This window comes from Streptomyces sp. NPDC056580 (genome assembly GCF_042793175.1).
GTDB lineage: Bacteria > Actinomycetota > Actinomycetes > Streptomycetales > Streptomycetaceae > Streptomyces.
In genome coordinates this window covers 405,921-419,447 of sequence record NZ_JBHTVE010000003.1, presented here as the reverse complement: position 1 = coordinate 419,447, position 13,527 = coordinate 405,921, and the positions used below count along the sequence as shown (strand labels likewise).

Annotated in this window: 10 protein-coding genes and 1 pseudogene; 9 read left to right on the top strand and 2 right to left on the bottom strand. The window is 71.0% G+C overall.

Going from position 1 to position 13,527, the window contains the following annotated elements:
- Positions 1-11: 11 nt before the first annotated feature.
- Together ACFQ9Z_RS08310 and ACFQ9Z_RS08305 are read left to right on the top strand one after the other, a co-directional pair.
- Positions 12-1,340, top strand: a complete 1,329-nt coding sequence (locus ACFQ9Z_RS08310; protein ID WP_383012749.1) for a class I SAM-dependent RNA methyltransferase — start codon at positions 12-14, stop codon at positions 1,338-1,340.
- 74 nt (positions 1,341-1,414) lie between these two features.
- Complete coding sequence (locus tag ACFQ9Z_RS08305) at positions 1,415-1,735, top strand: type II toxin-antitoxin system death-on-curing family toxin (protein WP_383012746.1); 321 nt, start codon at positions 1,415-1,417, stop codon at positions 1,733-1,735.
- 194 nt (positions 1,736-1,929) lie between these two features.
- On the opposite strand, the pseudogene ACFQ9Z_RS08300 reads toward ACFQ9Z_RS08305, so the two are convergent.
- A pseudogene (locus ACFQ9Z_RS08300) lies at positions 1,930-2,392 on the bottom strand (CoA-transferase); the annotation flags it as partial.
- A 137-nt stretch (positions 2,393-2,529) separates the two neighbouring features.
- Between ACFQ9Z_RS08300 and ACFQ9Z_RS08295 the strand changes: the two are divergent.
- Genes ACFQ9Z_RS08295 through ACFQ9Z_RS08275 form a run of 5 tightly spaced genes read left to right on the top strand, consistent with a single transcriptional unit; the run spans position 2,530 to position 9,879 of the window.
- Positions 2,530-2,943 carry a hypothetical protein gene (locus ACFQ9Z_RS08295; protein ID WP_383012743.1) on the top strand — a complete coding sequence of 138 codons (414 nt, stop codon included), beginning with the start codon at positions 2,530-2,532 and terminating at the stop codon, positions 2,941-2,943.
- The gene (locus ACFQ9Z_RS08290; protein WP_383012740.1) at positions 2,940-3,593 is read left to right on the top strand and encodes a hypothetical protein; all 654 of its coding nucleotides are present in this window, start codon (positions 2,940-2,942) and stop codon (positions 3,591-3,593) included. Before ACFQ9Z_RS08295 ends, ACFQ9Z_RS08290 begins: the two co-directional genes overlap by 4 nt.
- Before the next feature lie 2 nt (positions 3,594-3,595).
- Positions 3,596-8,359 (top strand): putative T7SS-secreted protein, encoded by a 4,764-nt coding sequence (locus tag ACFQ9Z_RS08285; RefSeq protein ID WP_383012737.1) that lies wholly within the window; start codon positions 3,596-3,598, stop codon positions 8,357-8,359.
- Positions 8,360-8,366: 7 nt separating this feature from the next.
- Positions 8,367-9,119, top strand: a complete 753-nt coding sequence (locus tag ACFQ9Z_RS08280; protein ID WP_383012734.1) for a hypothetical protein — start codon at positions 8,367-8,369, stop codon at positions 9,117-9,119.
- A 1-nt stretch (position 9,120) separates the two neighbouring features.
- The gene (locus ACFQ9Z_RS08275; protein WP_383012732.1) at positions 9,121-9,879 is read left to right on the top strand and encodes a hypothetical protein; all 759 of its coding nucleotides are present in this window, start codon (positions 9,121-9,123) and stop codon (positions 9,877-9,879) included.
- Positions 9,880-9,967: 88 nt separating this feature from the next.
- On the opposite strand, the gene ACFQ9Z_RS08270 is transcribed toward ACFQ9Z_RS08275, so the two are convergent.
- Positions 9,968-11,404 (bottom strand): endo-1,4-beta-xylanase, encoded by a 1,437-nt coding sequence (locus ACFQ9Z_RS08270; RefSeq protein ID WP_383012729.1) that lies wholly within the window; start codon positions 11,402-11,404, stop codon positions 9,968-9,970.
- 178 nt (positions 11,405-11,582) lie between these two features.
- Between ACFQ9Z_RS08270 and ACFQ9Z_RS08265 the strand changes: the two genes are divergently transcribed.
- Entirely contained in the window at positions 11,583-11,822 is a 240-nt protein-coding gene (locus ACFQ9Z_RS08265) for a hypothetical protein (protein WP_383012726.1), read from the top strand.
- A gap of 160 nt (positions 11,823-11,982) precedes the next feature.
- Positions 11,983-13,410: a non-reducing end alpha-L-arabinofuranosidase family hydrolase gene (locus ACFQ9Z_RS08260; protein ID WP_383012723.1), complete on the top strand. Its 1,428-nt coding sequence runs from the start codon at positions 11,983-11,985 to the stop codon at positions 13,408-13,410.
- Positions 13,411-13,527: the final 117 nt, after the last annotated feature.

Genomic DNA, 13,527 nt, shown 5'->3' with positions numbered 1-13,527 from the left:
GTCACCCCACCATGCAGGCAGAACCGACGAAGTCTCTGGTGGGCGAGGAGTACGAGGTCGAGATCGGCCCCGTCGCCCACGGCGGCCACTGCATCGCCCGTACCGCCGAGGGACAGGTGCTGTTCGTCCGGCACGCGCTGCCGGGCGAGCGGGTGGTGGCCCGGGTGACCGAGGGCGAGGAGGGCGCCCGCTTCCTGCGCGCGGACGCCGTCGAGATCCTGGACGCGTCCAAGGACCGCATCGAGGCGCCCTGCCCGTTCGCCGGCCCCGGCCGCTGCGGCGGCTGCGACTGGCAGCACGCCAAGCCGGGCGCCCAGCGCCGTCTGAAGGGCGAGGTGATCGCCGAGCAGCTCCAGCGGCTCGCGGGCCTCACCCCGGAGGAGGCCGGCTGGGACGGCACGGTGGTGCCGGCCGAGGGTGACAAGCTGCCCGCCGGCCAGGTGCCGCAGTGGCGCACGCGCGTGCAGTACGCGGTCGACGCGGACGGCCACGCCGGTCTGCGCCGGCACCGCTCCCACGAGGTCGAGCCCATCGACCACTGCATGATCGCCGCCGAGGGCGTGAGCGAGCTGGGCATAGAGAAGCGCGACTGGGCGGGCATGGCCTCCGTCGAGGCGATCGCCGCGACCGGTTCGCAGGACCGCATGGTGATCCTGGAGCCGCGGCCCGGCGCCCGGCTGCCCCTGGTCGAGCTCGACCGCCCCGTCTCCGTGATGCGCGTGGACGAGAAGGACGGCGGCGTCCACCGGGTCCACGGCCGCGCGTTCGTGCGCGAGCGCGCCGACGACCACACCTACCGCGTCGGCAGCGGCGGCTTCTGGCAGGTCCACCCGAAGGCCGCCGACACCCTCGTCAAGGCCGTCATGCAGGGCCTGCTGCCGCGCAAGGGCGAGATGGCCCTGGACCTCTACTGCGGCGTGGGCCTGTTCGCCGGCGCGCTGGCCGACCGCCTCGGCGAGAAGGGCGCGGTCCTCGGCATCGAGTCCGGCAAGCGCGCGGTGGAGGACGCCCGGCACAACCTGGCCGACTTCCCGCGGGTCCGCGTCGAACAGGGCAAGGTCGAGTCGGTCCTCCCGCGCACCGGCATCACGGAGGTCGACCTCATCGTCCTCGACCCGCCCCGCGCCGGCGCCGGCCGCAAGACGGTCGCCCACCTCACCTCCCTCGGCGCCCGCCGCATCGCCTACGTGGCCTGCGACCCCGCAGCCCTCGCCCGCGACCTGGGGTACTTCCGCGACGGCGGCTACCGGGTGCGGACGCTGCGGGCGTTCGACCTGTTCCCGATGACGCATCACGTGGAGTGCGTGGCGATTCTGGAGCCGGCCGCGAAGGGTCTTTGACCTGCGGTTTTCGTAGGTTCCTCAGGCGAGGCCGGGCGCGCTCGACCTGTTTCCCGAAGTTCACCGCGTGGAGCATGTCGCAGGTCATGGGGCTTTTGGTGTCAGCTGTCGAACGGCCCCGGACGAACGTGTTCGGAGCCGAGTTGTATCCCACGTTGCACGAGAAGGCTGCGGCACTGCTGCACTCCGTCGCCCGCAATCACGCGCTGATCGACGGCAACGAAGGCACCGCCTGGCTCGCCATGCGTGTCTTCCTGCGGTTCAACGGCGTCAGCGCCAGTACCGTCCCGCCACCCGTCTCCGTGGCCGGCCCGTTCGTCGAGGACGTCGCGCAGGACGACGTCGATGTACCGGCCATCGCCAAGCGCCTGTCGGCCTGGTTCCCCGTCATTTGACTTTCGGTGACGGGATCGTACGACTGGCGAGGGCGGTCTGTCGGCGCGGTTGGCGAAGCTGGTGGCCGAGGGGCCCTAAGGGTGAGCTGAAGGATCATCTAGGGCGGGAGAGCGGCGGCGGGCCCACGAAGGCCCCACGACCGTCTTGCCCGCGGCGCTTTCCTGGCTCCGGGTGGGGAGGCCGGTGGAAGCCTTCACGGTCTGTATGTCGATGACAGAGGCCGACGGGCTGGGGCTACACGGCCCTCATCCGGGACCCAAAAGCGTCTATGACCTGCTGCTTTCCTACCTGCGTCCAGGACGACATCTTTCCGATGACGCATCACGCTGTGCTTGTCCGCGGCTTCGTCGGCACTGAGCACCGCGACCTGCCGGACGTAGATGCCGGGCATGCGGACGGAGCCGTGGGCGAGTTCACCCGGCTCGACCAGTTCCTCCACCTCGGCGATGGTCACCTTGCCCGCCATGGCGGCCAGGGGGTTGAAGTCGGCGGCGGCCTTGCGGACGGCGAGGCGAGTGCGACCGAGCCGTCCGGCGCGTACCGCCAGGCAGGCCGTCCTTAGCCACCTGGGTGCCGACTCCGGCGGGCGTGTAGAAGGCGGGGATGCCGGCGCCGCCCGCGCGCAGGCGTTCGGCGAGGGCGCCCTGGGGGACCACTGAGAAGCGCCGCGCGACGCCGCACGCGCTCCGTCGCCGTGTGCCCCGCTGTTTCACAGAACTCCCGAGAACCATCTGGCCGCTCGCGCGTGTCCTTCCCTACGGTGCCATGAGTCGTCCATGACAGGGGAGGAAGCGTGGAGCAGCCGAGGACGGCGCTCGCCGAGCGCATCGCCGAGCGGAGACGGGCGGACGGCGACCCCCGGGCCCTGGTCGGGGAGATGCGCCGCTCGGTCCTGCTGGTGCCGGTGGCCGGCGGCGGGTTGTGGTCGGTGCGGGCGGGCGGGGTGCGGTGGGTCTGCGGGTTCACCGACGAGACCGCTCTGGCCCGCTTCGCCCGCCGTCACGGGCCCGGTGAGCAGCCGGTGGACCACGCGGCCCTGCTGGGCGCGCGCATCGTCGACGAGATCGTGCCGGCGCTGGGCGAGCCCGCCGGTCTCGCCGTCGACATCGCCACCGAGGACGGGGCGATGTTCTTCCCGCCGGTCGCCGGCATCGTCCCGGACGCGGTCGCCGTCGGCACCGGCCGCACGGGGGAGGGGCGGTCATGAGCGACGACGGCAACGACCTCCACCTGGACAAGGAGTCCGTCGCCAGGTTCACGCAGGGCCTGGGGACGACCATCGACCAGCTCGGCGACCTCGGCGACGCCACCGGTTCCGTCATGGGGAAGGGCTTCTCGGAGCTGGCGATGACGGGGATGGAGGCCGGGCACCACGGCCTCTCGGCCGACTTCGAGGACTTCTGCGAGTCCTGGGAGTGGGGCGTGCGCGCCCTGGTCCGGGACGCCGGCGAGATCGCGAACCGGCTCGGCCTGGCGGCCGGCACCCTCTGGGAGGAGGACCAGTACGTCGCGGGCTCGCTGAAGGTGGGCGCCAACTCCCTGTTCGGCGGCAACCCGCACGCCAGTGAGGAGGAGATCGCCAAGCAGGGCTGGGGCGACATCCTCACTCCGGACTACGTGCATCCCGACTGGAGCGCCGAGTCGTTCGACAAGGCCGGTGACGACATGGCGCAGACCTGGAAGGACACCGGCCGGACCGTGCTCACCGAGGGCCAGGGCGGGCGGCAGTCGGAGCTGCTCAACAAGGCGTTCGGCATATCCGACGACCAGTGGAACCAGGCGCTGGACGACACCTTCGGACCGTCGCCCGAGGAGCGCGCGCAGCAGCAACAGCAGGACGGGTCCGGGGGGAACTGACGGTGGGTATCGGCGACTTCATCAGTGACATCACGCCCGACTCGGTCGAGGACAAGATCGAGCACGGCGTCGAGTGGGTGGGCGACCGGGTCGAGGACGCGGGCAACTGGACCGCCGACCGGCTGCAGGACGTCGGCTGGGAGTCCGGCGCCGACTGGGTGCGCGAGCAGTCCCGTTCGGTCGCCAACCGGCTGGGCGCCGAGGTCGACGAGATGGACCTCGGGCAGACCGAGGACAAGACCAAGCTGATCTACGGCAGTCCCAGCAAGATCAACGCCGTCGCGGCGAAGCTCCGCGCCTTCGAGTCGTCCTTCAACGAGACCGGCGACGGTCTCAGGGGCCTCGACACCTCGCGGTTCAAGGGCGAGGCGGCGGACGCGCTGCGCACCGCCGTCGGCAAGCAGCCGCACCGGTGGTACACGGCGGGTGAGGCCTGCGTCAAGGCGATCAGCGCGCTGGAGTCGTTCGCCGACACGGTCACCTGGGCCCAGGGCCAGGCGCAGACGGCGATCGACAAGTGGAAGGCGGGCGTCAAGGCCTCCGAGGACGCCGCCGACGCCCACCGCGCGAAGGTCGACGCCTACAACAAGGCGGTCGACCGCTACAACGCCCAGCCCGCCGACGAGCGGGACCCGTCCTCGCTCCCGCCGCGCCCCGCCGAGACGTTCGAGGACCCCGGCAGGAAGCTGATGCAGGACGCCCAGGACATCCTGGCCGACGCCCGCACACAGCGGAACTCGGCCGCGGAGACCGCGCGCTCCGCGGTGCGCGCCGCCCGCGACATGGCCCCGAAGAAGCCGTCCTACGCCGAGCAGTTGCGCGACGGCCTCGGCGAACTGCAGATCATGCAGGACCACGTGGCCGGGGGTCTGATCAAGGGCACCGCCGGGATCGTGAACTTCGTCCGCAGCGTCGACCCCATGGACCCGTACAACCTCACCCACCCGGCCGAGTACGCCACGTCCCTCAACAGCCTGGCCGCCGGCCTCGTCGTGGCCGCCAACGACCCCGTCGGCACCGGCACCCAGATGGTCAAGGACTTCATGAAGGACCCGGCCGAGGGGTTCGGCCGGCTGATCCCCGACATCGTGCTGACCGTGGCCACCGACGGCGGCGGCGCCGCGGTGAAGGGCGTGCGCATCGCCGAGGACGCCTCCGAGGCCGCCAAGGTGCGCAGGCTGGTCGACGACGTCCCGGAGGGCACCCACGGGCGCCCGGACGGGGAACGCCTCATCGACGGCTCCGACCCGGTAGACCTCGCCACGGGCCGGATGTTCCTGCCGCAGACCGATGTGGAGATCCCCGGGATCCTGCCGCTGGTTTTCACCCGGCGCACCGAGTCCGGCCTGACGGCCGGCCGCTTCCTCGGGCCGTCGTGGACGTCCACGGTGGACGAGCGGCTGGAGATCGACGCCGTCGGAGTCGTCCACGTCACCGCCGACGGGCTCCTGGTCACCTACCCGCACCCGGTCCCCGGCGACCCCACCCGGCCGGACTCCGGCCGCCGCACCCTGCTCGCCCGCGACGCCGACGGCGACTACACGCTGACCGACCCCGACTCGGGGGTGGTCCGCCGCTTCACGGCCCCGGCGGGCGCCGAACCGGGAGGTGACGGCACCGCATGGCTGTCCGGCATCGGCGAACGGGGCGGCCACACCGTCACCGTCGACCGGGCGGACGACGGACTGCCCCTGGCCCTCGTCCACTCCGCGGGCCACCGGCTGTCACTGGCCACCGCCGACGGCCGGGTGACCGCGCTCTTCCTCGCGGGCGCCGGGGAGAACGGCGCGGACCTGCCGCTGATGGGCTACGGCTACGAGAACGGCGACCTCACCACCGTCACCCGCCCGTCCGGAGCCGTGACCACCTTCGACTACGACGAACGCCACCGCGTCACAGCCTGGACCGACTCCAACGACCGCCGCTACGACTACGCCTACGACGACCGCGACCGGGTCGTCGCCGAGGGCGGCGAGGCCGGCCACGTCCAGATCACCCTGACGTACACCGGACCCGACCCCGCGACCGGCCACCGCACCACCACGCTCACCACCGCCGACGGCCGGACAACCCGGCACCTGATCGGCCCGGGATGCCGGATCCTGGCCACCACGGACGCGCTCGGCCACACCACCCGCTTCCGCCACGACGCGCACGGCAACCTGCTGTCACGCACCGACCCGCTCGGTGCCACGCACGCCTTCGGCTACGACGCCGACGGCCGGCTGATCTCGGCCGTCCGCCCGGACGGCTCCGAACTGCGCTTCGTACGCGGCCCGTTCGGCCTGCCGACGGAGGTCGTCGGGCCGGACGGCGCCCGCACCGCGTACACCTACGACGAGCGCGGCAACCGTACGGCGTACACCGACCCGGCCGGCCGCACCACTCGCATCACCTACGACGACGCGGGCCGCCCCACCTCGGTCACCGACGCCCTCGGCAACACCACCCACGTGATCTGCGACGCGGCGGGGCGGACCGCGGCGGTGACCGACCCGTCCGGCGCCACCACCCGCACCGAGCGGGACGGACTCGGCCGCCCGGTCCGGGTGACGGACCAGATGGGCGGCGTCACCCGCCTGGAGTGGAACGCGGACGGCCTGCTCGCCCGCCGCACCGGCCCGGACGGCGCGAGCGAGTCGTGGACCTACGACGGCGAGGGCAACCTCACGGCTCACACCGACGCCACCGGAGCCGTCACGCGCTACGAGTACACCCACTTCGACCTCCCGCTCGCCACGACCCGTGCCGACGGCGCCCGGTACGAGTTCGAGCACGACGCCGACCTGCGCCTCACCCGGGTCACCGGCCCGCAGGGCCTGAGCTGGACGTACGAGTACGACGCGGTCGGCAACACCGTCTCCGAGACCGACTTCGACGGACGCAGCCTGACCTACCGCGTGGACGCCGCCGGCCGCCTCACCGCCCGGACCGACGCCCTCGGCGGCACCGTCTCCTTCGAGCGCGACCCGCTCGGCCAGGTGCTCGCCAAGACCGTCGACGGACGGGTGACGAGGTACGCGTACGACCGGGCCGGCCGCCTCCTGGAGGCCGTCGGACCGGACGGCGAACTGCGCTACCAGTACGACCGCAACGGGCGTGTCAAAGCGGAACTGGTGGACGGCCGCCCGATGCTCTACTCCTACGACGACCTGGGCCGGCGCGTCCGCCGGACCACCCCCACCGGCCACGTCACCACCTACGCCTACGACTCCGACGGGCTCCCCGCGCGGCTGACCACCGGCGGCCACCCGGTCGACTTCACCCATGACGCCGCCGGCCGTGAACTGGCCCGCGCCTTCGGTGACGCGCTCACCGTGACGTCGGCCTGGGACGAGGCAGGCCGGCTCGCCGCGCGGCACATCACCGCAGGTGCCCGTGCCGTCGACAGCCGCGCCTACGCCTACCGCGCCGACGGTCACCTGCTCTCCGTCACGGACCGGCTCTTCGGGACCCGCACGTTCGACCTGGACCCGCTGGGCCGGGTCACCGCCGTCCACGCCCCGGGCTGGACGGAGCGGTACGCGTACGACGAGGCCGGCAACCAGACGTCCGCCTCCTGGCCGGGCCGCCACCCCGGCAGCGAGGCGGCCGGCCCCCGCTCGTACGACGGCACCCGTGTCACCCGGGCCGGAGGCGTCCGCTTCGAGCACGACGCCCTCGGCCGCGTCACCCTGCGCCAGAAGACCCGTCTGTCCCGCAGGCCCGACACCTGGCGCTACGCGTGGGACACGGAGAACCGCCTCACCTCCGTCACCACCCCGGACGGCACCCGGTGGCGCTACCGCTACGACCCGCTGGGCCGCCGCACGGCGAAGCAGCGCCTCGCGGCCGACGGCGAGAGCGTGGCCGAGGAGGTCCGCTTCACCTGGGACGGACTCATCCTCTGCGAGCAGACCAGCCACCGCCCGGACCTCCCGCACACGGTCGCCCTCAGCTGGGACCACCGGGACGTCGTCCCCCTCGCCCAGACCGAGCGCATCCTGACGGCCGACAGCCGGCAGCAGGAGATCGACCGGCGGTTCTTCGCCATCGCCACCGACCTGATCGGCACCCCCACCGAGCTCGTCGACGAGACGGGCGCCATCGCCTGGCGCAGCCGCAGGACCCTCTGGGGCGCCACCGCCTGGGCCAGGGACAGCGACGCATACACCCCGCTGCGTTTCCCCGGCCAGTACTACGACCCCGAGACCGGCCTCCACTACAACCTCTTCCGCCACTACGACCCCGAGACCGGCCGCTACACCTCCCCGGACCCGCTGGGCCTCGCCCCCGCGCCCAACCCTCTCGGTTACGTGGACAACCCGTACACGGGGTGCGACCCGCTGGGGCTGATGCCCAAGTACACGAAGGAGGAGAAGGCGCAGAAGCGGATCGACAAGATCCTTGACGACGTCGCCGACAGGGCACGGAACGGTGAGATCAACAAGCACGCCAAGTACCACGGGGACACACGCCACGGCTTCACCGACGAACAGGTCCTGAACATCCTGAAGGAGCCCGATGCCGTGTACCAGTCGTCGGGCCAGGCAGGGAACTTCATCTACCGCAAGGGCAACGACATCGCCGTGGTCTACGGGCCCGGTGCCAAGCAGGGCCAGGTCATCACGGCCTACGGAGAGTCGGGCATCAAGGGCGAGTCCGGCGTCAAGGCGCTCGGCGGCAGTCCGACCGACCCCGGCGCCCCGGTGACCCACGAGGACATCGTGCAGGGCAGGATTCCCACCGAGGACGGCTACCTCGCACCGGCGAAGCAGATCAGGTGAGGCACGCATGAGCATGAAACTGTCTTTCGACGGCGGCTGGCGCGCGACGGTCACGGACGACCCGCTGCGCATCACCCCCCGCTTCACGGGCGACTCCGTGGACGTCGTGCGGTACGCGGACGTGAAGGAGCGTGAGCGGTTCCTCGCGAACACCTTCGGCAGCCAGGACTGGTTGTGGGACGCACCTGACGTGCTGCGATTCGACCCGGTCAGCCGGGAGCTGGTCGGGGCCGAGTTCCGGGTGCCGTACGCCTCCGGCGAGACGTCCGTCGGTGTTCCGGTCCTGCCGCCGGTGCGCCTGGGCGGGCTCCGGGCGGACGAGGTCCGGGACTTCCGGCAGGAGATGTGCTCGGTGCTGTGCCGTGCTCCCGGGGACACCGTGCTGGCCTGCCTGCGCGACCTCGACGTCCTCGACGAGCCCGTGGAGGCCTGTGTCGGCATCGCTCCCGACGTGGCGCTCCTGGTCCAGGACTCCGCCGTCGTCGGCTGGAGCCTCACCGACCCCGCACGGTATCTGACCACCGCGTACGCCGACCCCGACCCGAACCCGCCGTCGCCTGCGACCCGTCGGCTGCTGACGGAGTGCCTGGACCTGCTGACCTCGCCGGTGGTCGACGACCTGGTGGACGGCGAGCCGGCCGCCGTGGCCCGCCTGCGGGCCGTCGACGAGGCCCTGCGAGCCCAGCGCGAGGACCGGCACCGCGCCGACGCCCTGCTGTCGCTCATCGGCACCATGGTGGAGGACTACGGGAAGCGGTGACGTGAGACTCACTCTCGACGGCGACTGGACCGCGACGGTGACGGACGCTCCGCTGCGTTCCACCCCGCGCTTCGACTTCCCGGGGCAATGTGTGCGCATCGCGGAGTACGCCGACGTGGAGGCGTGGCAGAGGTTCCTCGGGGAGACCTTCGGCAGCCAGGAGTGGCTGTGGGACGCTCCCGACGAACTCCGGTTCGACCGGGCCGGCCGGGAATTGGCCGGCGCCGGCTTCCGGCTGCCCCATGAATGCGCTGCTGCCGAGGACTCGGCCCGCGTCCCGGTCACGCCCGCCGTCCGCCCGGGCGGCCTTCGCGCGGAGGAGGCCCGGGACTTCCGGCTGGAGGTGGCCACGGAACTCTGCCGCGCGCCCGGAGACACCGAACTGACCTGCCTGCGTGACGTCGGTGTCCTCGACGAGCCGCTGGAGGCCCGCATCGGCATCGCTCCGGACGTGGCGCTCCTCGTCCAGGACGGAACCGTCGTCGGCTGGAGCCTCACCGACCCCGTCCGGCACCTGACCACCGGATTCGCCGCTCCCGACCCTGCCCCGCCGTCCCCTGCCATCCGGTCGCTGTTCTCCGAGTGCCTGGACCTGGTCACTCAGCTGCTGCTCCACGGGGTGCAGGACCGGGACCCGGCCGCCCTGGCCCGCCTGCGGGCCGTCGACGAGGCCCTGCGAGCCCAGCGCGAGGACCGGCACCGCGCCGACGCCCTGCTGTCGCTCATCGGCACCATGGTGGAGGACTACGGGGATCGGTGACCTGAGAGCACGAAGGCGACTCAGCCGCTGCCGGCACCCGGGCCGGGTGCCGGCAGCGGCCGGTGGGACGGTTGGCTCGGCGGTTCCGTCAGGTGCGGGTCCAGCGCTGGTTACTGCCGTTCGAGCAGGAGTAGAGCTGGATCAGCGTGCCGTTGGCGGTGCCGGCTCCGACGGCGTCGAGGCAGAGCCCGGACTGGACGCCGACGATGGAACCGTCGGAGTTGAGGCGCCATTTCTGGTTGTCGCCGCCCCAGCAGCTGTAGATCTGCACCTTGGTGCCGTTGCCCGTGCCGCCGGCGTCCAGGCACTTGTTGCCGTAGACCTTGAGTTCACCGGCGTCGCTGAGCGTCCACTGCTGGTTGGTGGCGCCGTTGCAGTCATACAGCTGGACCTGGGTGCCGTCGGTGGTGGAGGCGTTGGGCACGTCCAGGCAGCGTCCCGAGCCGACGCCCTTGATCTGTCCGCCTCCGGTGGGGGGAGGGGTGGTGGTGGAGCCGCCGTTGAGTGCGTTCAGGACGGCGGTGTAGGCAGGCTTCTTGCTGCCGTCGCCGTTGAACAGCAGCGGTGTGTCTCCCGATCGCCATGAGTCGGTGTCGCGCACACCCCAGACGGTGATGCCGAGGCAGCGCGAGACGGCCAGGCAGTCGTTGGTCACGTTGGCGTAGGTCGAGGCCGAGGCGCCCTGGATGTCGAGTTCGGTGATGGCCACGTCGACCCCGAGGGCGGCGAAACTCTGGAGGGTGGTGCGGAAGTTGCTGTTGTACGGGCTGCCGCTGTTGAAGTGCGACTGGAACCCGACGCAGTCGATCGGCACACCGCGCTGCTTGAAGTCCCGGACCATGGCGTACACGGCCTGGGTCTTGGCCCAGGTCCAGTCCTCGATGTTGTAGTCGTTGTAGCAGAGCTTGGCCGCCGGGTCGGCGGCGCGCGCGGTGCGGAAGGCGACCTCGATCCAGTCGTTGCCCGTGCGCTGCAGGTTGGAGTCCCGCCGGGCCCCCGAACCGCCGTCGGCGAAGGCCTCGTTGACGACGTCCCACTGGGCGATCTTGCCCTTGTAGTGGCCCATCACGCCGTTGATGTGGTCGATCATCGCCTGGCGCAGTGCGCTGCCGCTGAGGCTCTGCATCCAGCCGGGCTGCTGGGAGTGCCAGGCCAGGGTGTGGCCGCGCACCTTCTTGCCGTTCTGCACCGCCCAGTTGTAGACGCGGTCGCCGGCGGTGAAGTTGAACTGGCCCCGCTGCGGCTCGGTGGCGTCGATCTTCATCTCGTTCTCGGCCGTCACCATGTTGAACTCACGGCTCGCGATCGACGTGTACGCCGAGTCGCCCAGCTTGCCCGAGGCGACGGCGGTGCCGAAGTAGCGGCCGCCCTGTGCCGCCGCGGCGCCGAGCGTGCTCTCGGCGGCATGTGCGGTCGGCGGCGAGACCAGTGCGGTGACCATGCAGAGGACGCCGACGATCAGCGCCAGTAGCAGGCCGCGGATCTTCCGGCGGATAGCGGGTTCTGGAAGGGCGTACGAGCCCATGACTGTGCCTCCCAAGTTGACATCACGGATGGACTGGAGCGCAGGGGATCGGCGTCGTGCGTTCGACATCACCGGACAGGAGGATCCCGACCGGCGCGGGCCGCACCGGAACGAAACGGGGTGGCGCAGGTGACGTGGTGCGCGGATCCGTCGGGCAGAGCCGGTTTCTCAGACACGGATGATTGAGGTGGTGACCGTGCATCGTCAATACATTGCGGCGAAGAAATTTCCGATCGGCATTCGAAAGTTTCGAGGCACCGATAAGCGGACGGTATTCCCCGATATCGCAGCCGGTGGTGGGCGGGAAATTCTGGAGGTCACTTATGAGCCAGCCGCACGGTGGCGCGATGTGCGCTTGTGTGGAGTATGGCAGTGCGAATGTTTCGAAGTCATCGGCGATACATGCGAGACGTATTGACGCCGTTCACCGGTTCCCTATCATTCGGGTTGCTCGACTTCTCGACCCTTGTTCGACATCACGAACATCACGCTTCTAATGTCATGACCCTGCCATTAAGTCCGGCCGGTCTCCGACGAGGCCGACCGGAACCGCTACTCGAGGTTGAGGACGTGTATCCATGCGCAGAGGACATCTCAGCCGCAGGCATCCGTCTGCGGCGCTCGCAGCCGTGGTCGCGGCACTGGCCGCGCTGGCGGCGATGCTCGTCGCCGCCCCGGCTCAGGCGGCTTCCAGCGGCGCCCTGCGCGGTGTCGGCTCCGGCCGGTGCCTCGACGTGCCGGGCGCCAGCCAGACCGACGGCACGTATCTACAGATCTATGACTGCTGGGGCGGGACCAACCAGCAGTGGACGTCGACGGACAGCGGTCAGCTCACCGTGTTCGGCAGCAAGTGCCTGGATGTTCCGGGCCACGCCACCACGGCCGGTACCCGGGTGCAGATCTGGGCGTGTTCCGGCGGGGCGAACCAGCAGTGGCGGGTGAACTCCGACGGCACGATCGTCGGCGTGGAGTCAGGGCTGTGCCTGGAGGCCACGGGCTCCGGCACGGCCAACGGCACAGCGGTGCGGATCTGGACGTGCGACGGCGGCGGCAACCAGAAGTGGACCGGCCTGTCCGGGACCCCGACCCCGCCGGGCGGCACGTGTTCCCTTCCGTCGACGTACCGGTGGGCCTCGACGGGTGTGCTGGCGCAGCCGGCGAACGGGTGGGCCTCACTGAAGGACTTCACCGACGTCGTGTACAACGGCAAGCACCTGGTCTACGCGTCGAACGTCTCGGGGTCGTCGTACGGCTCGATGATGTTCGGTCCCTTCACGAACTGGTCGGACATGGCGTCGGCCGGCCAGACCGGCATGAGCCAGGCCGCGGTGGCGCCCACGCTGTTCCACTTCGCGCCCAAGAACATCTGGGTGCTGGCCTACCAGTGGGGTGCCTGGCCCTTCGTCTACCGCACGTCGAGCGACCCCACCGACCCCAACGGCTGGTCCTCGCCGCAGCCGCTGTTCACCGGCGGCATCTCCGGCTCCGGCACCGGCCCGATCGACCAGACCCTGATCGGTGACGGCCAGAACATGTACCTGTTCTTCGCCGGCGACAACGGCAAGATCTACCGGGCGAGCATGCCGATCGGGAACTTCCCGGGCAGCTTCGGCTCCTCGTACACCACGGTCATGAGCGATTCGACGAACAATCTGTTCGAGGCGGTACAGGTCTACAAGGTCCAGGGCCAGAACCAGTACCTCATGATCGTCGAGGCGATGGGCGCGAACGGGCGCTACTTCCGCTCCTTCACGGCCTCCAGTCTGAGCGGCTCCTGGACCCCGCAGGCCGCCACCGAGAGCAACCCCTTCGCGGGCAAGGCCAACAGCGGTGCCACCTGGACCAACGACATCAGCCACGGTGACCTCGTCCGCAGCAACCCCGACCAGACCATGACCGTCGACCCCTGCAACCTGCAGTTCCTCTACCAGGGCAAGTCCCCCTCCGCGAGCGGTCCCTACGACCAGCTGCCGTGGCGGCCGGGCCTCCTCACCCTGCAACGCTGAACCGGCCGCTGCACCCCGCCGGCGGTCGGCCGCGCCGAGACCGGGCCGGCCGCCGCCCTGCGGCAGCGGTGGCGGGTTCCGCTCGCCGCGCAGCCCGCGGCGGTGCAGACGGTCATG